This is a genomic window from Niameybacter massiliensis (assembly GCF_001282685.1).
Classification (GTDB): domain Bacteria; phylum Bacillota; class Clostridia; order Lachnospirales; family Cellulosilyticaceae; genus Holtiella; species Holtiella tumoricola.
The window spans coordinates 1,388,719-1,413,151 of the sequence record NZ_LN875035.1 but is presented as its reverse complement, the minus strand read 5'-3'; the positions used below and the strand labels follow the sequence as shown (position 1 = coordinate 1,413,151).

Sequence of the window (24,433 nt, the reverse complement as noted above, 5' to 3'; positions counted from 1 at the left end):
TGGTTTATTTTTTTAGAGTACCCTTTATAAAATTTAGACACCTAATACAAAAAATGAGACGTTATGTAAGTAAAATTAGTCAATTATAATAATGTTATAAAAGATGATAACTTGATGAGGAGGATGGCGATGACACAGACAGTAAAGACAAGTACATTGAAAAAGCTTATAGGGCAGAAGTATTTGCAACTCATGGTTTTACCAGGTGTAATCTGGATGCTTATCTTTAACTATATTCCAATGACAGGAATTGTAATTGCTTTCAAAAACTTTAAAATTACAAAACCAATAGCAGATGCACCTTGGGTAGGACTAGAACACTTTATAGAATTTTTTAGCGATCCAAACTTTGCTAATATTATGACTAACACATTAGGTATTAGCTTACTAAAACTTCTTATAGGATTTCCATTACCAATCTTATTCGCAATTTTATTAAATGAAGTGCGTCATGCGAGATTTAAAAAGACTATTCAAACAGTATCTTACTTACCACACTTTATTTCATGGGTAGTACTGGGTGGGCTAATGATTACATGGCTTAGTGAGCCAGGCATGATCAACGAAGTACTTGTAAACTTTGGGATTTTAGATAAACCGATAGCCTTTTTAGCAGATCCGAAGTATTTCTGGGGATTAACAGTTGTATCAGATGTATGGAAAGAACTTGGTTGGTCAGCAATTATTTATCTTGCAGCAATCTCAGGGATTGACCAACAAATGTATGAAGCAGCCACAGTAGATGGTGCAACAAAGCTTCAAAAGATCATGAAGATTACACTTCCTTCAATTAAAGGGACAATTGCAATCATGTTTATCTTAGCAGTAGCGAACATGCTCAGTTCAAACTTTGATCAAATCTTTATTCTTAAAAACGTGCTTAATGCATCAAGTAGTGAAGTTATAGATACATACGTTTACCAAATGGGTATGAGAGCGGGACGTTATTCTTATGCGACAGCCATTGGGTTATTCAAATCAGTCATTGCGATGATCTTACTTCTAACAGCAAACTTTACAACGAAAAAATTACAAGGAAGATCATTATTCTAAGGAGGGAAAAAGGTGGAGCGAAAAAAATTTAACTGGAGACAGCAGCGAACAAATGGTGAAATAGCCTTTGACTGGTTTAATGTTACTTTAATGGCCGTTATTTGTTTTATCACCCTTTATCCTATCTGGTATATTATAGTAAACTCACTTAATGAAGGGGCCGATGCGATGCTAGGAGGTATCTTTTGGTGGCCAAGAAAGTTTACATTAGACAATTATACAGCAGTATTCCAAAATAGTGGGGTAATTAAAGCTTTTGGTGTAACAATATTAAGAACAGTGGTAGGGACAGTAACAAACGTACTTTTCACTGCAATGGTAGCTTATCCATTATCAAAGGATCATTTAGTAGGAAGAAAGTTTTATATGGCTATGGGAACCGTTACAATGTTCTTTAGTGGTGGTCTTATTCCATCCTTCTTACTTTATAAAAACATGCAATTATTAGATACTTTCTGGGTTTACATTATTCCAGGTCTCTTCAACTTCTTTAACTTAATTATTTTTGTTAACTTCTTTAGAGAGATACCAGGTGCCCTAGAAGAATCAGCATCTATTGATGGTGCTACAGATTGGACCATATTTACAAGAATTATCTTGCCATTATCAAAACCAGTACTAGCAACGATTGCACTTTTCACAGGTGTATATCACTGGAATGATTATTTTGCAGGTGTTATCTTCATCAATAATCCAAACTTACAACCGATTCAAACATTCTTATATCGTATTGTAGCAGAAACAGGTTCTACTCAGATGATGGCAACAGCAGGTAATATTACACGTACAACCACATCATTATCAATTAAACTTGCAACAATGGTTGTAACAACGCTACCAATAGTATGTGTATATCCTTTCTTACAAAAATACTTTGTAAAGGGTATGATGATTGGAGCAGTAAAAGAGTAAGTAATACATTATTAAAAATATATAGATACATATAAAGAGAGGGGTAGTAGTATGAACATGAAATTAAAAAGAACATTAGCAGCTACTATGGCTTGTATGATGGTAGCGGGAACAGTAGGATGTAGCAGTGGTAGCAAACCAGAAGCATCACAAGGAACAGCTAAGCCAGAAGGAACAACACAAAAAGAGGTATCAGCAGATGAACCAGGCTGGATGAGAAATAGTGATGATAAAGTGAACCTTCAATGGTATATTAACTTCTCATGGTTTACAACACCATGGGGTGAAGATATGACTTCACAAAAGATCACTGAAGAAACTGGTATTGATATTGACTTTATTGTACCAGCGGGTAATGAAGCAGAAAAACTTAATACAATGCTTGCTTCAGATACACTTCCAGATATCCTAACACTTGGTTGGTGGGAAGGCCAAATCAAAGAAATGATTGATAGTGATATGGTCTATGCACTTAATGAACTTGCAGATCAATATGATCCATACTTCTTCAAAGTAGCGGATGATGCACGTTTAGGCTGGTATACACAAGAAGATGGTAATGTTTATGCTTATCCAAACTCATCATACACACCATCAGATTACGAAAAATATGATAATATCTCATCTAACCAAACATTCTTAGTAAGAAAAGATATGTATGAAGCAATTGGTAGCCCAGATATGAGTACACCAGAAGGTTTCTTAGATGCTCTTAGAAAAGCTCAAGAGATGTTCCCACAAGTAAATGGTCAACCACTTATTCCAATCGGATTCCATGAATTTGGTGAAACAGGTAACTGGTCAGTAGAAAAATACTTACAAGATTTCTTAGCAATCCCATACGAGAAAGATGGCAAGCTTTATGATAGAACAACTGATCCTGAATATGTTAGATGGTTAAAAACATTGAATCAAGCAAGTAGAGAAGGGTTAATTGCAAATGATGTATTTGTAGATAAACGTTCTCAAATGGAAGAAAAAATTGCACAAGGTCGTTACTTTGCAATGATGTATCAAAGAACAGATATGGCAGCACAACAAAAAATTCTTTACAACAATGATCCAAATAGCATTTATATTGCTATAGACGGACCAAAGAATGCAGCTGGTGATGACCACATCTTACAAGGTGGTGGTATTTACGGTTGGACAGTTACACTTATCTCTAAAAACTGTGAAAGACCAGATAGAGCTATTGAACTTTTAACTTACTTAATGAGTGAACATGGACAAAAAAGAGTTTGCCTTGGTATAGAAGGTGAAACTTATGATATGGTAGATGGCAAACCCGTTGTAAAAGATGAAGTGAAACAACTTCTTCAAACAGACCGTACTGCATACGACAGAAAATACGGTGCAGATGATACATTCTGGATGCTTCAAGACTTAGCAATGCAACTTCAATGGACAGAAGGACCACAAGAACCACTTGCTCAATTAGAAGAATGGACCTATCCATATACAACTTTCTTATCTCAATATGAAGGGTTGGACCCAGCAGTTGGTACAGAAGAAGAAATTATTGGACTTAAAATAGGTAGAGCATGGGGGGAAGTTCTTCCAAAATTATTACTTGCACAATCAGATGCAGAGTTTGATGAGCTCTTCAATAAGTTCTTAGCAGACCGTGAATCTTTAGGCTATGAAAAACTTATGGCTGTTAAGCAAGCGATGATGGAAGAAAATAAAGTAAAACTTGGCTTAGAATAATATTAATAGAATGTAAAAGATAAATAACCTGAACCGACCTAATGGTTCAGGTTATTTTGAAAGGAGAAGGCTATGAATATTAAAGTGATTACAACCAACGAAGGAAAAAATCATTATTTACAACAAGTAGAATCTGTATCTTTTATACATCAAACAGATGCAGCTATGGAGGCTGTTAATATTTACCCGGAAATCACTTACCAAACGATTAGTGGATTTGGTGGTGCCTTTACAGAAGCGATGGCATACAATGTGCTTGGTTTACCAGAAACAAAACAAGATGCACTGATTGCGGATTACTTTGGAGAACAGGGTATTGGCTATAATTTATGTCGTACTCATATTAATAGCTGTGACTTTGCACTTGGGAACTATGCTTATGTAGAAGATGAAACAGATACTGCATTTGCTACTTTTGATATTTCAAGAGATAAAAAATACATCATTCCTGTGATTAAGAAAGCACAAGCAGTGACTAAAGAGCCTATTGCATTTTTAGCATCTCCGTGGAGTCCACCAGCCTTTATGAAGACAACAGGCGAGATGAATCATGGTGGTAAGTTAAAGCCAGAGTGTCAAAAGGCATGGGCACAATATATTGCTAAATACATAAAGACTTACAAAGAAGAAGGCATTGAGATTTCAATGATTACAGTGCAGAATGAGCCAGAAGCTGTACAAACATGGGATTCTTGTGTCTATACATCAGAAGAGGAAATGATCTTTGTACGTGATTATTTAGGCCCAATTTTTGAAGAAGAAGGACTAGAAGATGTAAAAATCTTCGTATGGGATCACAATAAAGAGCGCCTTTATGAACGTACAAGAGATATACTAAAAGATGAAAAAGCAAATCGTTATGTAAGTGGTATAGGCTTCCATTGGTATACAGGAGATCATTTTGAAGCAGTACAAATGGTAAGAGATATCTATCCAGATAAAGAACTTCTTTTCACAGAAGGTTGTGTAGAGTATAGTCGATTTGCCCAGGCCAATGCAGTTCAAAAAGCAAATATGTATGCTCATGATATGATTGGTAACTTTAATTCAGGAATGAATGGCTACATCGATTGGAATATGGTATTAGACCACAAGGGTGGGCCTAACCATGTAGGTAATTTCTGTGATGCACCTATTATGTGCAATGAGGAGCAAACAGATTATGAAAAGCGCTTAACTTACTATTATATAGGGCATTTTAGCAAGTATATTAAAAAAGGTGCTAAACGTATTGCAACGACTAAATATACAGCAGATTTAGATGTAGTAGGCTTTGTAAATCCAGATGATGAGAAGGTTATTGTTGTATTAAACCGTACATCAGAGGCTAAACATATTACATTAAGAGAAGAACAAAGATATGCAAAAGTTACTGTGGAACCACAAGCTATCTATACCTTTATTTATCAATAGATAGAGTATCTAGTAAACGATAATAAATTATGAGATAATAGTAAATATATTGATAAAGAAGGGAGAATAAGGATGAAAGTATTAAAATTTAGATTTATTAATTTTATAGCATCTATGAAAATAAGACATAAAATCTTACTACTCAATCTCCTTATTCTCATTATTCCATGCGTTTTCTTTGCTATGAGGAGCATTGAATACTATCAAGATAGACAGATACAAGAGCAAATTAATGATATGGAAAGTGATTTGATCGAAATTAGTAGCCAGTTCATGAATAGCTATGAAATATGTAATATGACTATGCAAACTATGCTTCTTAATAATGAGGTCGAAAAGTTTGTTGGAAAGCTATTAGATGGGGATACATTATCTGTTCATCAACTTATAGATTTTAATAATACAGAGATAAGAGCTATAGAACGACTTATTAATACCAATCCTTATATTCATAGTATAAGATTTTATATAAATACCAAGATGCTAGAACTTGCACCTGTTATTTATACCAGTGAGCGCTTTGATAAGGTAGAACTTCTACAAGGCTTTAAAGGAATCAATCTATATTTTGATGAAAGAGATACTGTTACACCCAGTCAGAAAGCATCACCCTATGCAGAGCCACTAGCAACACTTGTAGCACCTTATCAGAACATAAAGAGAGAGCAAATAGGTGTTGTTGAAATTGCTACACCTATGCGCTGCATGTTCCCTCAAATGTATGGGACAACAGAGCAAGAGGTTATGTACTTTATTGATGCAGAAAAAAATATTTACCAAGATGATTATGTTCAAATAGATAAATGGAAGTTGCACAAGGATGACATTGTAAAAGTACTTGATAAGGACAAAAAAATTAATTTGGTGACTTTAGGGCAAGAGCCTGTTGTCATTGGATATCAAGCTATTAAAAGTATAGATGGACATATTATTAAGATCCGTTCATTAGAAGAAGTGTATCAGCAAATAAATTGGTTACGTATGACAGTTATTGTAGGAATGATCTCGCTAATCGCTCTTATTACATTTCTTATTAATAAAAGTACTCAGTTAGTGTTTAAAAACTTCTATAAGATACTTGATGCAATTCATGAAGTTCAAAAAGGTAACTTTGATGTAGAAATTGAAGATTTTGGTAACGGGGAAATGGGAGAGTTAGGAACAAGTATTCAGACTATGACCCATAGTATCAAAGAGCTTATGGATGATAAAATTACCCAGGAAACATTGGTAAAGGACTCACAGATTAAAGCGCTACAAAATCAAATTAATGCTCACTTTATTTATAATGTTTTAGAGTCTATTAAAATGATGGCAGAAATAGAAGGTATGTTTGATATATCAGATGCTATTACTTATTTAGGCAAATTACTAAGGTATAGTATGAAATGGCGTTCACCTATGGTAAAGCTTAAAGAGGAACTTGATTATATAGAAAATTATATGGCACTTTTAAATTTAAGATATGATTATAAGACTACGACGAATATAAGTATTCCAGACAACTTATATGAGCAAATGATTCCTAAAATGTGTATTCAGCCTATTGTTGAAAATGCTATGAAGCATGGTATAGAAGATGTTGCAGAAGATACGGCTATTTATATAAAAGGCAGAATGGAAAAGGACTACTTTATCATAGAGGTTACGGATTTTGGAACAGGTATGGGTAAGGTAGAACTTGATCAACTTAAAATGAAGATAGCAGGGGAACTTGTAGAGGAAAAACAATCTTCAAATGGAATAGGCTTGAAAAATGTACAAGATAGAATAAAACTTTGTTTTGGTGAAGACTATGGTTTAGAAGTTCAATCTAAAGAAGGTTCTTTTACAAAAATTGTGTTGAAGATTCCGTATAGTGTATAGGAGGAATAATGTGAAAACCATACTAATTGCTGAAGATGAGAAAATGATTAGGCAAGGCTTAAAAGCAATGATTGGGCGTTCAGGCGTAGAAGTGGAACAAATACTAGAATGTCCTAATGGTATAGAAGCACTTAATATTATTGATGAGCAAGAAGTATCTGTATTATTTACAGATATTAGAATGCCTAAAATGGATGGATTGGCATTATTAAATGCACTCAAAGAACGTACGAATCCGCCAGAAATAGTTGTTATTAGTGGCTATGATGATTTTAGTTATGCTGTAGAAGCACTTAAATGTGGTGCAAAAGACTATTTATTAAAACCTGTAAGCCGTGAGGCGATTTATAAGGTGATGAAAGAACTTGAAGAAATCATCAAAGAGAAGAATAAATTAGTAGAAACAATGGAAGTGATTGATGATATACTTGAGCAACAAATTAAGTATATTTTCCTGAATACTTCTGTTACAAAAAGTGAATTATGTAGCTTTGAGCAAGGATTCTCTAACCATTGGATTAATCAAGAAGCCTATAGAGTTTTTTGCATGCATGAAGCCATCGAATTACCAACGGAAATAGAAGTGATAAGCTGTGTAGTTGAGAACTGCTATATAGTTATTGCAAAAGACGAAGATACGAAAAAAGTAGAAGCTTATTACCAAGGGAAAAATATAGGGGCAAGTAGTAGCTATGCATCTATTCATCATTTAAGAATTGCTTATGAGCAAGCCATTTTAGCAAGAAGATATGCCTATATTATGAACGTACCTTTTTTGAACTATGAAGATATCCCAACGCAACATAATTTGAAAATAGAAAACAAAGATATTACCAAGCTTATTCAACTTATAGGAACGGAAAGAAAAGAAGAATTTGAAGAAGTCTTTAATAAGATATTAGGTAAAGATAGTATAGAAGGACTAATCTACGATGATTTTGAAAAACTAATGGAAATGCTAATCGGTCATATTCTAGAAGCCTATGGTTCTTTAATCGATATCGTAGAGTTTAAAAAGGTGAAAGACTTTTATCAATATGCAGATTATACAAGTTATCAAGCACACCTTAAGGCTTATCTTTTAGAACTTAATGATAAAATCTGTGATACCCATGAGAGTAATAGAAATAACGTGAAGATGAAAGAAGCTCTAGCCTACATAAAATCTAACTATGAAAAGGATTTAAATATGGCTATGGTATCCAATCATATTTCTATGAACTACTCATTCTTCTCACAGACGTTTAAGGAATACACAGGGATGAGCTTTGTGAACTATATCAAAGATGTAAGAATTAATAAAGCAAAAAAATTATTAGAAAGCACCAATAAAAAAGTAGCAGAGATCGGTTATGCTGTTGGCTATGAAAATGAAAAACACTTTATGAAAGTATTTAGAAGTGTAACGGGGATTTCACCAACAGAGTATCGAAAAAATAGTCAGTTATAAATAGCAAAGAGCTCGTGCAAAGGCACGAGCTCTTTTGGCTAATTAAGATAAGTAGAGAACTATGCAGTGCATATTCTTTCGGCTTCAACTTCAAGGTTACTAAGAAGGTGTAAACTCTATATTCACAAGAATGCCATAAACTCGCTGACGCTCAAACATATGGCTAAAACCCTTGCTCACATATCGTAAACACCTTCTAAGCAATCTCTCATAAAGAAACCTCCAGAGTAGTCCTGTACAGCCCTCTACTTATTTAAACTGCTACAAAAGTGATGATAGTAACTTTGCATGAGCCCTTTTACTATTTAAGAGTTGGGCGCATGCGGTATTCAAGTTCGCTTGGGATATTTTCAATCCAGATTGGTTTGATTGAGAATGCGAAGTCGATTACTTTTTGATTGAACTCGTAGTTAGAAGCAAGTTGTGGACCACAGCTGTTAGAACCAATACCTGTTTGACGGTAGTCAATGTGAAGAATTGTTTCTTTGCGTGGTTTAAGCTGATGTGCCATAGCTGTAGTTGCTAAATCTTCTGCTGTATAGTGAAGTGCACTAAAGTTAAAGTCTGTATCACCTTTAACAATAAGGCCAACACCTGAAGCATTATGAATATTTGCCCATCTTACTTTTGTACGGTTACCACATTCTTGTGGTTTGATATAAGGTTCGTACATGTTAGATACAGTTGTTTCAAAGCGTCCCATGTATGCACTTTGGCAAAGGTCCATATAGTTTTCATTTGGTCCCATACCGAAGTAAGCTACTTGTTCATTACCTGCTGGCATATGAAGTTCTAGACCAAAGCGAGGAAGTGCATTTAAGTTCTCTCTTACATCTGCATGCATAGCTACTTGGATTTCTCCAGTTGCCCAGATCGTATAAGTTGTTGTGCCTTGAAGAAGAGGACGAACAGCTGGACCGCCAAGAGCGTAGCTTACTTCTAGTTTAACGAATGTATTTGTAGTTTCTAAGATAGAAGTGTTGTAAACATGTGTTGTAGCACAGTGCATCATTTGATGACGCCAACCGTGTTGAATATTACGGTCATTATCTGTAGGTGCACGCCAGATAGATGGCTCAGGAGTACTTGCTAAAAGTTCTACGCCATTTGTCTTGAGACTTTCAAAGCTTCCAGCAAATTTACTGAAGCGGTATTCAAAGCTTTCACCAATGAAAGTAAGGTGGGTAGGATCTTCTTTCAGTTCAAGTGTATCTACCACAGGGGCTTGAAGCATAGTTACAGCTTTTAATTCAAACTGTTGGAATGCTACTTCATAGCCACGTTCAGCCCAAGATGTAGGTGCCTTTTGAACAAAGCTTAAGTTGAGGAAGAAGTCTCCATCTATATGAGAAGGTAGACTATAATCTAGTTGAATCTCAGATGTAGTATGAGCTAGAACTTGAAGATCAGCCACAGTACCTGTTTGGTAAGGGTAACCATCTTTTGTTACTGTCCATTCAAGTTGTAAACCACTAAGATCTAAGAAGTCATAGCGATTTGTAAGAGCTATTTTGCCACATGATAAGTCCGTAGCTTCTACTTGTACAGGTTGGATAACATGTTTGTAATCTTTAAGACCAGTATGAGGTACACGGTCAGGACTTACTAAACCATCTACGCAGAAGTTACCATCATGAGGGAATTCTTCAAAGTATCCACCATATACAAAGAATGGTTTACCTTCTTCATCATACTGACGTACAGAGTGATCGCACCATTCCCATACACATCCACCAATAAGACGAGGATATTTGTAGAAGAGATCCCAGTAAGTTTTTAAATCTCCAGGGCCTACACCCATAGCATGGCTATACTCACAAAGGAAGAAAGGTCTATTATCAGTTGTATCTTGACCTTCTTTATTAACGTCTTCAGGAGAACGGTACATGTAGCTTACTACATCTACGCATGGATGCACTTGCCCTTCTTCGCAGCCAATCTCTGTCTTACCTCTAAAGTGAACAGTTCCTTCGTAGTGAACAAGACGACTTGGATCACGGTCTTTAGCCCATTTAGACATAGCTATATGGTTTTTGCCAAAGAAGGATTCATTTCCAAGTGACCACATAATAATACAAGGGTGATTCTTATCTCTTTCTACCATACGAATCATACGATCAAGATAAGCTGTTTCCCAAACTGGATCATTTGTAAGGATATTGCAATCAGCAGCAGATTCTGTACCATGAGTTTCAAGATCTGCCTCATCTACTACATAGAAACCATATTCATTACAAAGTCTGAGGAACTCTGGTGCATTAGGATAGTGAGAAGTTCTAACCGTATTGATGTTATGGCGTTTCATGGTTATTAAATCTTGGATCATATGAGCAATAGGTGTATAGTGACCAAGGTCTGGATGAGAGTCATGGCGGTTAACCCCTTTAAGTTTGATTGCTACACCATTTACGAGAAGGGCCCCATTATCAGCTACTTCGATTGTTCTAAAACCAACTTGAAGAGGAATGAATTCATCTTTGTAATGAAGAACTAAAGTATAGAGATAAGGTGTTTCAGCAGTCCACTTTTCTACATTTGGTACTTCGAAAGTAAAGGTTTCTTGAGCACATTTTTTAGTAGCTACAAGCTGATGATTTGCATCAAATAAAGATACTTCATACTCATCTGAAAGAGATGTATTAAATGTAACAGTACCAGTTAAAGTTCCATTAGTATAAGTTGTATCTAAAGAAGGTTGTGCAAAGATATCAACAATGTGAGACTGAGGTCTTGCAAGTAAATACACATCACGGAAGATACCTGAAAGACGATAGAAGTCTTGATCTTCTAAGTAACTACCATCGCACCATTTAAGAACTTTGATTGCCAATTTATTTGTGCCTTCAACAAGGGCATTAGTTAAATTGAATTCAGCTGGGATGTGTGTACCTTGACTATAGCCAATGAAAGTACCATTGAGCCAGATATAGAAACAAGCATTAACCCCTTCAAAATTAATGAAAACTTGGTTTTCACTCCAATTAGTAGGAAGTGTAAATTCTTTAATATAAAGTCCTGCTGGGTTTTCGTTTGGAACGAAAGGTGGATTAACAGGGAATGGATAATTTACATTGGTATATTGAGGTTTATCATAACCATGAAGTTGCCAGTTAGAAGGAACAGGAATAGTGGCCCAGTCATCATTTGGGTAATCTAATTCATGGAAATTAGAAGGTGCATCAATATAAGTATCACAATAATTAAATTTCCAAGTACCATTTAAGAGTTTGTAGTAAGGAGAAAGCCCTTTATGGTGTGCTAATGCATCAGTACAACTAGCAAATGGAATATAATAAGTACGAGCTGGTTCACGATTAATTTGTACAATAGTTGGATCTTGCCATTCAAATTGATTTTGCATAATCTACTCCTTTATATGTAAATAATTGTTGTGTATATGAAAAAATATTAATATATACTAAAATTATAAATACTGATAAAATATAAGTAAATCTAAGGATATTGCAAAAAATATAAAAATATTGAACGGAGGAATGGTGTGCAAGCACAAGTTATCTTTCCGATAGTTACAAAAGAAATGGAGCAGTTGCCTTTTTATATAACAGGAGTAGGAATAGACTATGAAGAGAATGGTGTACATAGAGAAGAGGGTTATCAGGATTATCAGTGGGCTTATTGTCTAGAAGGGGAAGGTGTCTTTAAAATTGAAGGACAGATCTACCCTATTAAGAAAGGTACAGCCTTTTTCTTTAGAAAAGGTATTCCCCATAGCTATGAAAAAGTAGCAGGAAATTGGCGAACCTATTGGATTACATTTAATGGGCAACAAGTAGAAAATCTTATAGAATATATGGGTATTGGTTCTACTATGGTACTAGAATTAGAAAAGGATTCAGAGATTAAGCACCGCTATAAAGAACTCTTCTATACACTAAGTACATTGACCAATCGCCATGAAAGTATGCTAAAAGCCTCAGGGGCTTTGTATGAGCTAATGATTTATATGCAGCATAGTAAAATAAGCCATGAAAACGAAGGTAAGAATAAGGCTTATCAAAGGTTAGCGCCAGTAATGAGATATATGGATGACCATTACCAAGAAGATTTGGCATTAGAAGACTTGGCAGAACAAATTGGTGTAACCAAATACTATTTATGTAGGCTTTTTAAAGAAACCTATGAAAGCAAACCTTTTGATTACTTAAATCAAATTCGTATCCAAAAAGCAAAAGAATATTTAGTTACGCAAGAACAGCTAAAAGTAAAGGAAATAGGAGAATTAGTAGGGTATAATGATACCAGCTATTTTTGTTCTAAATTTAGAAATTACGAAGGTTGTTCACCCATTGAATTTAGGAAAAAATATAATTCAAATACATTTTAAGTGAGGCAGAAGGAGAAAAAGATGAAAAGAAAGTTTTTAGATGGACGTAATTGGACATGGCTAGAAAAATACACTTATGAAATTAAGTATATCGAAGATTTATTTGAAGGATATATCTCATTTCTTAAGATAGAAAGTGTTAAAGAGAAGTTAGTGGTAGACTATGATGACCGTCCAAATGTTTGTTTATGTGATGATGGATATAAGGGGCTAATTTTCTTGCCAGATCATGAAAAATGGTGTGCAAGCGCTGTATTTGATAGAGAGGGAAAGTTTGTTGAAATCTATTTTGATATTATTAAAGGGGCAGGTGTAAATGAGGAGGAAATCCCTTACTTTGATGACCTTTATTTAGATGTAGTTATGACAGCGGATACCAAGTTACGTATACTCGATGAAGAGGAGTTAGAAGAGGCTTTAGAGGTAGGGGATATCACAAAAGAAGACTATGATATGGCCTATGCCACAAGTAAGAAAGTTATAGAAGAAATTATACCTAATGAAGCTTTCACAATGGACTTCTTCAGACGCTATTTAAATCAGTTTGAAAGTGAAAAATGAAATATTAGATTATAAAAATTTCAATTTAAATTAAATTTAAGTATTGACATAAGTTCAAAACTTTATTAGAATACTTTCAACAACATAAGTAAATTCGATGACGAGAAAAAGTAAGTTATAAGATGTTCTACAGAGAGTTGGTACATGCTGAAAGCCAATGTTCAAATTATATCCCAAAATCATCTCCCAGAAGCAATACTGAAAAGCGATGAGTAAGTATTGACGTAGTCTTTCCACGTTACAGGATAAGCGTATTGTTAGATACGAATAGAGTGCTATAAAAAGGTCTAATAGGCAGACACATTTTTATAGAATTAGGGTGGTAACGCGGCTAGTCCGTCCCTTGAGTAAAATCAAGGGGCGGTTTTTTTATTGTCAAAAAACAAAATGAGTCAACATAAAAGGAGGAAAATAATATGAAACAGTTATCAAAAAAAGATTTATTATTTGTGGGGCTTATGCTTTTTTCACTATTCTTTGGGGCAGGAAATCTAATATTCCCACCATTTTTAGGACAGTCAGCAGGAGATAAAGTTTGGATTGCGTTAGGGGCATTCCTTATTACAGCGGTTGGCTTCCCAGTATTAGGTGTTATTGCAGTAGCAAAATCAGGTGGACTTCCTAACTTAGCAAGTAGAGTACATCCACTCTTTGCAACAATCTTTACAATCTTAATCTATTTATCTATAGGACCATGTCTTGGGATTCCAAGAGCAGGAAGCTTACCATTTGAAATGGTTGTAGCACCTTACTTACCACAAGGTGTATCAGATGTACTGGCACGTTTACTTTTTACGTTAGTCTTCTTCTTAGTAGCTTATTGGTTATCTTTATCACCAACAAAACTAGTAGATCGTATGGGGAAGGTTTTAACACCCACTTTATTAAGTTTAATTTTAGTTGTTGTCATTGGCTCAATCTTTAAACCATTAGGTGCCTATGGAGAAGCAACAGGGGCTTATATTGAATCACCATTTGTAACAGGATTCTTAGAAGGGTATTTAACAATGGATACCATTGCAGCTCTCAACTTTGGAATTGTCATTGCTCTTGCAATCAGAACAAAAGGCGTACAAGAAGAAAAAGACGTTGTATCCACATCCATTAAAGCTGGACTTATTGCGGGTGGCTTACTTGTAGTTATTTATGGTGTACTTGCACACTTAGGTGCAGCAAGTGGTGGAAGATTTGGTGTAACAGAAAATGGTGCACACACATTAACCAATGTTATGACTTACCTCTTTGGTCAACCAGGAGCAGTCTTACTTGCAGTGATTTTTACACTTGCATGCTTAACAACAAGTGTAGGACTTATTACTTCATGTAGCCAATACTTTGCAACATTAACAAACAAAGTGAGTTATAAAAACTGGGTAAGAATCTTAGCCGTTTCAAGTATGTTTCTTGCCAATATGGGACTTTCAAAAATCCTTGCGATCTCAATCCCAGTACTTGATATGATTTACCCAATTGCAATCATGTTAATTGTCCTTGCTATGTTAGATAGATTCTTTAAACAAAGTAGAGCTGTATACGGCTTAACAATCTTACTTACAGGTGTTGTAAGTATAATGTATGGATTAGGTGGATTTGGAATTAATGTAGGTGTAAAAGTATTTGGTAACCTTCCACTTTATGCAAAAGGTTTAGGATGGGTAGTACCAGCCCTAGTAGGAATGCTAGTAGGCTATATGATTGAGGTATTCATGGGTAAAAATAAAGAAGTAGAAAGTGTAGAGCTTACAGCAGAAGGTGAGTAAAATATATAAAAAAGAGAGGGTGTTTGTAACAACCTCTCTTTTGGGGCTTTATTGAGTTGAGTAGTCGACAAGGCATTTATAAATAAAGCTATCTAAATCACCTTGATACTTAGGATAATTTGCAAATTGATTGAAAAAGTAGTCAATTAAAAGGAATCCCTCTTCTTTACGTCCACCTAGCTGGGTATGTCTAGGGAAACTAAAAGGTAGGATGTCTAGAGCACGTACAAGTGATTCTTCTACTACACTTTGCCAATCATTGTAGTGAGCTTTGATAAGGCTAAGATTAGAAACTTCACTAAGAGCGTTGGTGCGTTCTATTTCTTCAGGATATTTATTTAATATAGGCCCGACAATACCATGTAGATACTCATGCATAACGATAACTTTACCAGAACTTACTTTACCAGGTCCCATAATAACAGTGTTGGTTTGGTAAGCAGGGTCATATGTAAGTCCAAAACCATTTAAATTGGCATCAGCTAAGTTAATCAGAATGGTCATAGGAGGAGCATCTTCAGGCTTAATTTTGAGGAAATAAATTAAATTACATAAAGCATCTAGAATTTCACTTTCTTTGTAGTCTTTGATAGCCTCTTCGTAGTCTTTTTGATGAGCAAGGAAAAGACTATGAATATCGGCAGCTTGATAAAACTCACGTAAGGCTACAGAAAATTCACTATAAACAGGTTGGCTATCATCAAGAAGATCAAAATCAGGAGTAGGACCTAGAGTACGTGCAATAGGTGCTACCATACCATTCTTAAACCAGCTAGAAGAAAAGTCTGGAGTTGGTACTGTCAATGTAAAGGATTTTTCTTTTAAGGTAGCAATAATACTTTTTCTCACCGGTGACCATTTGGCTGTATTGTATTCAAAGCTATAACCATGATAGTTGGCATAGCACATTAAAGTAAAAAGTCTTTCATCAATAACATAAGTAAGTTTAGGTTCTAAAATACGGCGGTAAGTCACTAACGTATCTTGAGGCATTTCTAGTTTTGGAATAGTTGCTAATTGAGTATCTATTAGACGAGAGTAAATTTCTATTTCTAAAGTTTCTGTATCAGGAAAATACATGGCTGTAGCATTAAGTGATGGTGTCAATACATCAGAAGCTACATAAATACTACCATTTAAAGATTTAGTTGTACTTGGAAGTGTGATTTTGACACCATTTTTAAACATGTAATTTTGATCTTGAGGGTAAATGAGAACACTATCTCCCTTTACCGCTTTAAAGGATTTAGTAGGCTTATCAAAAGAAATAGTGTAGCCAAGAGGTGTCAGCAAATCCTTCAGCGATAAATAACGCTTACCATCTTGAAGTTGCATAACAGTGGTTGTAATAGTTTTTCTATTCAACTTTACAGTAGGTGTTGCATAAACAGAAATACTACAAAGTAAAATGGTTAAAATAATAAAGAAAGTACAATATTTGTGTTTCATTTAAAACTCCTTTTAATAATTTTGGTCAGTTAATTATAATGTAAATAGATATAGCAGTAAAACTTAGTGTATCTGTTTTGTTCTTGTTACTTTCTATTCCCAAAGACTAAGCAGAAGTAAAAGGATTGTAGAAGAATACATGAGAAAGTTTAGTGTTGTTTTTCTTCTTGCCTTGGAAAGCTAAGCTGGAGTAGAAGCACTGTAAAAGGGTATCCGGGAAAGTCTAGTACCCTCTTTTTTCTACCTTAGAAAGTTAAGCTAAAGTAAAAGAGCTGTGTGGACATTCTGAAAGCTTCTTTATGAGATAATACTTAGAGCCTCTTAACGAAAATTAGTTTATGGATTTTAGCGTCATGTTTGAGCAAAGCCAGTTTGACACGTTCATAAACTGATTAAGTTTAGAGGCTCTTAGTGTTGTGGAAGTGGAAGCTGGAAGAGTAACATTCACAGCTTGTTACTTCACTTTACTTCTCTTCCTTTTTCTTTTGTAAATATTTATCTACTGCCTCAATCATATTTTGAGGCATTTTTTGTTCTACTGGGAATACAGGTGAGTTGATTACACGGTCACTAAAGGTTTGAACAAAGCGTGCAGTGTTTTCTAAGGATTCACCTGATAAGTAATCTATAATATCATAGCGTGAGTGAATCATAGCACAACCTGGTGAGCCGAAACGGCAGAAGTTAACGCAAGGAATGCCCTTGTCTGCAAATGGTATGGAGTCACTTGAGTAAGTATCTTGTTTTACACTGATAGCAAAGCCGACTTCTTTAGCTAAGTAGTCAATATAATGACATAAGCTGTTATCAGCAGTAACAATGGCACGGTCTTCACCCATGATTGGACCAGCTACATCCACATTGATACCAAGTTTGATAGCTTTAAGAGTTTCTTCATTACTATTTGCAACATAAGCTTTACTACCGAGTAAGCCTTTTTCTTCTGAGCCAAACCACATAAAGCGAAGTGTACGTTTTGGTGGGTGAGCTAAGTAGTGGCGAACAAGTTCCATTAAAATAACAGACCCAGCACCATTATCATAGACCCCTGTACTAAATGGTACACTGTCATAATGTCCCATAAAGGCAATTTCTTGTTCAGGATAATCTGTCCCAGGAATAGTAGCATACACATTATGTGAATCTACCTCATAGTCATCTTGTTCAAGTACCATGCGTACCTTGGTTGCTTTGTTTTTAACCATATCAAAAGCATCAATAGCACGAAGGGTTACTCCTGGAATTTGGCCAAGTTCTAAGTGTTTAGCACGGATTGCACGCAACTGTAAATCTGTTAATTCTGGGTCATCTATAATAGTACCACTATAAGTGATCACACCAGCAACTTCAGCTTTAATAAGGCGTTCGTAAGTCTCTAAAGAAAGGTGTGTATTAAGAAGTACAACTTTTCCTTTTACATCTAAAAGATCTACATCGGTAGCTTGTTGTACGTATTTGAACTCCGTCACAAGACCTTCACTTGGTGTGTTGCCAGAAAGACCAAGTCCTGTTACTTCATAAGTTTTTTGATAAGGCTCAAGAACTTCTAAAGTAGCTTTTTTTATCGTATAGTTATGTACTTTAAAAGCTTCAAGTGTACCTTCTACACCTATTGATTTAAGTTCATTTAATAAAATATGTGCAGCTTTTAATTCTTCGTCTGTCCCACTACAACGGATAAATCCAATCTTTTGAAGTAATTCAAAAGCACGATTACCACAAATACTCATTTCTAAAACCCCCTTTAGTTTGTTTTATTTAAGTGAACATAGTCTCTTATACATATACAACAAGATGGTTTTGAATACAATAGTATATTGTCTTAAATTTAACTAATTCAAATAAAAAGTATCACCAGATATTTTTTTGTAAGTCATAGAAATGATATACTTATAAAAGAAAGAAGTGTTAAAAAAATAACAAATAAAAAGGAGATACTATGGGACAATCAATATCACAAATGGACAGAACAAAACAAATTAAATGGCTTTTAACAATCATCATTCCTATTTTGATACTATTTGTGCCTGAAACAGGTGGCGTTACAAAAGAAATAAAAGTATTTTTTGCAATTACTGTCGCCGCTATATTATGTTTCGCATTTGAACTTTTAAACAATATGATACCAAGCTTGTTATTACCTTTTGCTTATGCTGTAACAAATTTGGTGCCATTAGAAGTGGCTCTTAAGCCATGGACTGTAACAGTTGTATGGACTGTGTTATGCGGATTTATTTTATCTCTGATATTAGAAAGAATAGGGCTTTTACAAAGGCTCGCTTGTTGGTGTATTTTAAAGTCAGGTGGTACATATAATGGGATTCTATATGGATTAGTAGTTGCAGGGATTGTGGCGAACTTAATCTTACCAGGTGCATGGTCTGTAGCGTTTGCCGCACTTGGATATGGGATCTGTAAAGCTTTTAATTTAGGCAAATCAAAAGAAGCAGCAGGAATTATGATGACAGCTGCTATGGCAAACTTAATGCCAGGTTTCTTTATAATGGATCCAAGTAATGTGGGAGTTCTTATTGGGGTAGCAGGAGGCGTTACTGATTTAACCATTACATATACAGACTATTTAATGCAAAATATTATTTTCTTACCATTCGGCTTCGTTATGGCCTTTACAATGAGCAAACTTTTTAAAGCTAATGTGACTATTGAAGGGAAGGCATATTTTAAGGCGCAGTTAGAAGAAATGGGTGCTTTCAAAAAGGAAGAGAAAAAAGTAATTGGTGTTTTAATCTTCTTCTTCCTATTCCTTATTACAAGTAATATTCATGGTATTGGACTTGTGTATGGTTATATTTTTGCTGTTATTTTACTCTATATGCCAGGGGTTGATGCAGGGACAAAAGAGGATATTCAAAGAGTGAACTATCCATTCTTATTCTTTATTACAAGTTGTATGTCTATTGGACAAGTGGCTAATGTACTTGGCGTTGGAGAACTTATTTCCAGTTCAATTATTCCACACTTAGGTGGTATTGGACCAATTGGCTTCTTACTTATTATTTGGCTTATTGCTGTACTTACAAACTTCTTACTGACACCACTTGCAGCAATGGCAGCACTAGGTGCACCTATTACACAAATGGCACTAGATATGGGTGTAAGAGTAGAGCCAGTACTATATACATTCTTTAATGGGCTAGATCAAATTATTATGCCATATGAATATGCCCTTTATATGATTTGCTTCTCTTACGGACTTATCCATATTAAAGACTTTATGAAAGCATTTAGTACAAAAATGCTTATTAGTGTGATCTATCTCTTCCTTATTGTTGTACCATATTGGAAGCTTATAGGGTTGCTCTAAAATTATAAATAAAGAGGCTATACCATTTAGGATAGCCTCTTCATTTATACATTTATTCAATGTACTCTAGAAGTTTTGCCTTATCAGCGATAATCGTATGATGCCCACGTTTGAAAATGATACCTTCCTCTTTTAAACGTTTCATAAGTCTTGTGGTTGTTATAACATGAACACCTATGTATTTTGAGAGCTCAGCATATGAAAAACATTTATGGAGATGAAGCTGTCCATCTTTGACACAAGCCAGCTCTAGAAGTGCTTTGCATAAGTTAGAGAGATTATTACCATGCTCTAAGTGATGGAAATGAGCGAGTACACCATCATAGTGTTGTAGTGTTATTTCAACAAGCCAAGGATAAAAATGTGGATGTGTATTGACAAAATAAGTAAATTGAGTATAGGGAATCTCATAAAGTATGCAATCTGATTTAGCTATAATAGAAAAGGCAGAAAAAGTATCATCTTTATAAGCAGGTGAATAAATAGGTGAGAAACCTAATAAGTCTCCAGCTTTAAAGTACTGGTAAATCTTTTCATCGCCATTTCTGGAAATACTAGTAAGGGCACATACCCCCTCTAGCAGACAGTAGACAAAGTGATGACCATGTTCAGAATTATAAAGTGCTTCATCTTTTACGGCAATCCTATGGACACCGATTTTTTTTAGTTGTTCAAAATGTACATTTCTTGATGTCATAATATGTGTCCTCATATCTATAAAATATAAATCTTAAGAAGTAATAATGTGATTATATAATATATTTTAAATGAAAAATGATAAATTTGGAATATATTTTAGTAAAATTTTAAAAAATATCACGTGATGTTTTTTACTAAAGCTATAAATGTTATAATTTTAACAACAAATTAATGAAAGAGGTGTAGATATGTTACAAGAAACGATTAAGTATGAAAAAATTGACCACTTAGTTAATAGACAGTACGAGCAAGAACAAATGATGTTAAAAACTTTTAATGAAGGACACTATACTTTAGAAAATCCTTATGTAAAAGTAAATCCTTATTTTGTATCTCCTCTTACAGCGCTTGTTATGTTTAGAACTGAAGAATCTGTTGCTGCTACCATTACTGTAAAAGGTAAAGAAGAAGCAGGAAATATTACACATACATTTAAAGCAGGTACAGAACATAAGCTTCCAATTTTAGGCCTATATCCAAACTACCAAAATACTGTAGAGATTAAACTATCAAATGGGGAGAGTACACAAATTAAATTGCAAACAGATGAGTTAAATGATATGCCTCATCAAGCTACATATATCAAGACAACAAGTGAATACATGCAAGATCAAATTATGTTTGTCACACCATCTGGCGACTCACTTGCAGGAGGATATGATTATAGAGGGGATTGCCGTTGGCATTTAGTAGAACCTTTTATCTTTGATATGAAGCGTGCTAAAAACGGAAATATTTTAATTGGTTCTAATCGTCTTATGAAGGTACCTTATTATACAGCAGGATTATGTGAAATGAGCCTAATGGGTAAGGTTTATACAGAGTATTGTATTCCAGGTAGTTATCACCATGATCAATTTGAAATGGAAGATGGCAACTTACTCATCTTAACACAAGAAAAAGATGCTAAAACTTCAGAAGATATGTGTGTTCTTGTAGATCGTAATACAGGAGAAATCATCAAATCTTGGGATTACAAAAAAGTGCTTCCACAAGATGTAGCCAAGTCAGGTAGCTGGAGTGAGCATGACTGGTTCCACAATAATGCCGTTTGGTATGATAAACGTACAAATTCTCTTACCTTATCAGGTAGACACCAAGATGCAGTTATAAATATTGATTATGAAACAGGAGATCTTAACTGGATTATTGGTGACCCAGAAGGATGGCCACAAGAAATGGTAGAGAAGTACTTCTTTACACCTGTAGGAAATGGCGAGTTTGATTGGCAATATGAACAACATGCTTGTATGATGCTTCCAGATGGTGATGTGATGGTATTTGATAATGGTCACTGGAGAGCTAAAAATAAAGAAAACTATGTACTTAATAGAGATAACTTCTCACGTGGGGTTAGATACCGTATTAATACAGAAGATATGACCATTGAGCAAGTATGGCAATTTGGGAAGGAAAGGGCTAATCATTTCTATTCTTCTTATATCTCAAATGTGGAATACTATAGAGATGGGTATTACTTAGTACACTCAGGTGGTATTGGTTACAATCATGGTGTAACATGTGAAGAACTTCCTGTTTATATGGATTTAAGTGATCCAGAAAACAAACTTAACAGTATTACAGTAGAAATAATGGATGGGGAAGTAATGTTTGAAATGCATTTACCATCTAACTACTACCGTGCAGAAAAAATGCGTTTCTATCATGAAGGGGAGAACCTTACATTTGGTAAAGGACGTGTACTCGGTGAGATTGGTAAAACAGAAGAATTTGAAACAGGGATTCCAGGCGTAGAAATAACAGGAGAGCTTATCCCTGCATTCCATGAAGCAAGTGTAGTAGAAGAAGAAGACCGTATTGTATTTGAGGCTAAATTCAAACGTGGTCAACTTGCTATGCTTCAACTTGAAAGAGGTGAAGAGGAGCATAGATATTATATTTCAACAAGTGCGAAACCATTTCTTGCAATGTGTGTAGGTACGTTCCAACCAAAAGATGATCGTACAGTAACGATCAATGTAAATAAAGAAGGATTAAAAGGTGAGTTTGATTTAAGACTTATTGTAGATGATAAAAAATATGAGTCAGGATTAAAATTAAAATTTTAATAGATAATAAGGGGCTGCCAAAAGGTAGCCCTTTTTGATGTGGAAAATCCTTGACCAAGATGTGTTTTTGGGAGAATATAGAAGATAGGGTAAAGCATAATTTTTAATAAAATAGGGAATAGATGGAGGCAAGAGATGTATACAGCATGTCTGAATTTAGAAGGAAAGAAAGTAACAATAGTAGGTGGGGGCAAGGTTGCATATCGTAAGGCAGTAGCATTAGAAAATGAGAAATGTGACTTACATATTATTGCACCAAGCTTTATAGAGGCGTTTAAAAGTCTAGGGCCAGAGGTTAATCTTGTTTATAAATGCTATGAAGAAGGTGATTGTGCCAATAGCTTTCTAGTAGTAGCAGCCACAGATGATTACGAGACAAATCAAGCTGTAGGAGCATTTTGTAAGCGTGCTAATAAACTGTGTAATGTGGTAGATAATAAGGAACTTTCTAGTTTTATTGTCCCTTCTTCCTTTAAAAGAGGTGATTTGATGATTGCTGTATCAACAGGGGGAGCCAGTCCTTCTCTAGCGGCCCTTATTAAAAAAGAATTAGAAGAAAAGTATGATGCATCCTATGTGGAACTTATGGATGTACATAGACGTTTAAGAGTAAAAGTATTACAACAAGTACAAGATGAAATGGAGAAGAAAAAAATATTAAATCACCTTGCTACTTTAAACCTAGAGGAGTTGAAGACCTATGAAAAAAGCCATTTTGGTTGTTAGCTTTGGAACAAGTTATTTAGAACAGAAGAAAGAAAGTATTAATCCATGTATCCATGCCATTGAAGAAGCTTTTAGTGACTGGGATGTGTATGAAAGTTTTTCATCAAGTTTTTTGAGAAAGCGTTTATTAAAAGAACATAATCTAAAGATGTTGTCACCAGAAGAAAGTATGGAAGCGTTGAAACAAGAAGGCTATGAAAAAGTTATTATTCAGCCCCTCTTTTTAATAGAAGGAATAGAATATGATAAATTGCTAGAACTTCAACAAGCCTATGAAGGAGAAGCAGGCATTCATCAAGTTGCAGTAGGGAAGGCACTATTAAGTACACAACAGGACTATGCAAAAGTGGTTAAGGAGCTTGAAGACCTTTACAGTGGGCTAGATTCAGATCTTCTTTTACTTGGACATGGTACAACCCATGAAGCCCATGTATCCTATGCTCAGCTTAGAGAAATGTTAGATAAGACAACACTAAACTGCATTGTGACAACCTTAGAAGATAGGAGTCATTTGGAGATGCTTCCTTTTAGAAATGAGAAGGTTACGGTGGTGCCTTTTATGCTTGTAGCAGGTATGCATATATTAAGAGATGTGATGGGAGACCATGAGGAATCTTTTAAGTATGGGTTAGAGCAAATGGGTAAGCAGGTAGAGGTAGTACAAAAAGGCTTAGGCAGTTATACGAGTACAAGAGCCGTCTACATTGGACATATTCAAAATGTGATAGATACATGGGAAAATAAGTAGAATACTGGCTTAGGGTTTACAAAAAGAAGGTTTTTATATAAGATAGAAGCGAGCAATGGACAAGACAGAAGGAGACTTTTAAGTAATGAATAAAGAACAAATGGTTAAAGATATATTAAGTGTACGTCGTAGAGTGAATGTAGCAAAAGGAAAAAATATTAGAGAGATTGAGATTTTTGAAGAGCAAGTAGAGAAATCTCACAAACGTATAGAGCAAGCAAGATATATTTCAAAAAAATTCAATGAAGATGAACTTGTTCGTATTCAAAATGCTTATGAAAGCTTAAGAAGTGTACCAAGCGTACAACAATAAAGGATAGAAAAAGGGTGTTGCAGTGATTGCAACA

At 34.9% G+C, this 24,433-nt stretch carries 18 protein-coding genes and 1 other annotated feature; of the genes, 14 read left to right on the top strand and 4 right to left on the bottom strand.

From position 1 onward, the window contains the following. The first annotated feature begins 129 nt into the window (after positions 1-129). From BN2390_RS12055 to BN2390_RS12030, 6 genes are all read left to right on the top strand, one after another. On the top strand, positions 130-1,053 hold the full coding sequence (locus BN2390_RS12055) for an ABC transporter permease (RefSeq protein ID WP_053984598.1): 924 nt from the start codon (positions 130-132) through the stop codon (positions 1,051-1,053). 12 nt (positions 1,054-1,065) lie between these two features. Beyond that, entirely contained in the window at positions 1,066-1,965 is a 900-nt protein-coding gene (locus BN2390_RS12050) for a carbohydrate ABC transporter permease (protein ID WP_053984597.1), read from the top strand. A 51-nt stretch (positions 1,966-2,016) separates the two neighbouring features. Further along, complete coding sequence (locus tag BN2390_RS12045) at positions 2,017-3,675, top strand: type 2 periplasmic-binding domain-containing protein (RefSeq protein ID WP_242847670.1); 1,659 nt, start codon at positions 2,017-2,019, stop codon at positions 3,673-3,675. 72 nt (positions 3,676-3,747) lie between these two features. Next, positions 3,748-5,088 carry a glycoside hydrolase family 30 protein gene (locus BN2390_RS12040; RefSeq protein ID WP_053984596.1) on the top strand — a complete coding sequence of 447 codons (1,341 nt, stop codon included), beginning with the start codon at positions 3,748-3,750 and terminating at the stop codon, positions 5,086-5,088. 72 nt (positions 5,089-5,160) lie between these two features. After that, the gene (locus BN2390_RS12035) at positions 5,161-6,954 is read left to right on the top strand and encodes a sensor histidine kinase (RefSeq protein ID WP_053984595.1); all 1,794 of its coding nucleotides are present in this window, start codon (positions 5,161-5,163) and stop codon (positions 6,952-6,954) included. Between the two features lie 10 nt (positions 6,955-6,964). Next, positions 6,965-8,404, top strand: coding sequence for a response regulator transcription factor (locus BN2390_RS12030; protein ID WP_053984594.1), 1,440 nt, complete (start codon positions 6,965-6,967; stop codon positions 8,402-8,404). A gap of 301 nt (positions 8,405-8,705) precedes the next feature. Here the strand turns inward: BN2390_RS12030 and BN2390_RS12025 are convergent, their stop codons facing one another. Further along, a complete protein-coding gene (locus BN2390_RS12025; RefSeq protein ID WP_053984593.1) occupies positions 8,706-11,765 on the bottom strand; it encodes a beta-galactosidase, LacZ type in 3,060 nt (1,019 codons plus the stop codon). Between the two features lie 138 nt (positions 11,766-11,903). Between BN2390_RS12025 and BN2390_RS12020 the strand changes: the two genes are divergently transcribed. The 3 genes from BN2390_RS12020 (at position 11,904) to brnQ (ending at position 15,070) form a co-directional block, all read left to right on the top strand. Further along, a complete protein-coding gene (locus BN2390_RS12020) occupies positions 11,904-12,749 on the top strand; it encodes an AraC family transcriptional regulator (protein WP_053984592.1) in 846 nt (281 codons plus the stop codon). Between the two features lie 21 nt (positions 12,750-12,770). Further along, positions 12,771-13,310: a DUF402 domain-containing protein gene (locus BN2390_RS12015; RefSeq protein WP_053984591.1), complete on the top strand. Its 540-nt coding sequence runs from the start codon at positions 12,771-12,773 to the stop codon at positions 13,308-13,310. An 88-nt stretch (positions 13,311-13,398) separates the two neighbouring features. Beyond that, positions 13,399-13,657 (top strand) — a binding site (T-box leader). A 69-nt stretch (positions 13,658-13,726) separates the two neighbouring features. Further along, complete coding sequence (gene brnQ, locus BN2390_RS12010; RefSeq protein ID WP_053984590.1) at positions 13,727-15,070, top strand: branched-chain amino acid transport system II carrier protein; 1,344 nt, start codon at positions 13,727-13,729, stop codon at positions 15,068-15,070. Positions 15,071-15,118: 48 nt separating this feature from the next. Here brnQ and BN2390_RS12005 read toward each other — a convergent pair whose 3' ends face one another. Together BN2390_RS12005 and BN2390_RS12000 are read right to left on the bottom strand one after the other, a co-directional pair. Further along, entirely contained in the window at positions 15,119-16,519 is a 1,401-nt protein-coding gene (locus BN2390_RS12005; protein ID WP_053984589.1) for a stalk domain-containing protein, read from the bottom strand. Between the two features lie 464 nt (positions 16,520-16,983). After that, positions 16,984-18,249 (bottom strand): M28 family metallopeptidase, encoded by a 1,266-nt coding sequence (locus BN2390_RS12000; protein ID WP_053984588.1) that lies wholly within the window; start codon positions 18,247-18,249, stop codon positions 16,984-16,986. A gap of 209 nt (positions 18,250-18,458) precedes the next feature. Between BN2390_RS12000 and BN2390_RS11995 the strand changes: the two genes are divergently transcribed. Then, entirely contained in the window at positions 18,459-19,844 is a 1,386-nt protein-coding gene (locus BN2390_RS11995) for an SLC13 family permease (protein WP_053984587.1), read from the top strand. Positions 19,845-19,896: 52 nt separating this feature from the next. Here BN2390_RS11995 and BN2390_RS11990 read toward each other — a convergent pair whose 3' ends face one another. Then, positions 19,897-20,541: a Crp/Fnr family transcriptional regulator gene (locus BN2390_RS11990; RefSeq protein WP_053984586.1), complete on the bottom strand. Its 645-nt coding sequence runs from the start codon at positions 20,539-20,541 to the stop codon at positions 19,897-19,899. A 190-nt stretch (positions 20,542-20,731) separates the two neighbouring features. Here BN2390_RS11990 and BN2390_RS11985 point away from each other — a divergent pair, with 190 nt between their 5' ends. The 4 genes from BN2390_RS11985 (at position 20,732) to BN2390_RS11970 (ending at position 24,399) form a co-directional block, all read left to right on the top strand. Next, on the top strand, positions 20,732-22,612 hold the full coding sequence (locus tag BN2390_RS11985) for an aryl-sulfate sulfotransferase (protein ID WP_053984585.1): 1,881 nt from the start codon (positions 20,732-20,734) through the stop codon (positions 22,610-22,612). Between the two features lie 135 nt (positions 22,613-22,747). Then, the gene (locus BN2390_RS11980; RefSeq protein ID WP_053984584.1) at positions 22,748-23,338 is read left to right on the top strand and encodes a precorrin-2 dehydrogenase/sirohydrochlorin ferrochelatase family protein; all 591 of its coding nucleotides are present in this window, start codon (positions 22,748-22,750) and stop codon (positions 23,336-23,338) included. Next, complete coding sequence (locus BN2390_RS11975) at positions 23,313-24,086, top strand: sirohydrochlorin cobaltochelatase (RefSeq protein ID WP_053984583.1); 774 nt, start codon at positions 23,313-23,315, stop codon at positions 24,084-24,086. Before BN2390_RS11980 ends, BN2390_RS11975 begins: the two co-directional genes overlap by 26 nt. A gap of 85 nt (positions 24,087-24,171) precedes the next feature. Then, a complete protein-coding gene (locus BN2390_RS11970; protein ID WP_053984582.1) occupies positions 24,172-24,399 on the top strand; it encodes a hypothetical protein in 228 nt (75 codons plus the stop codon). Positions 24,400-24,433: the final 34 nt, after the last annotated feature.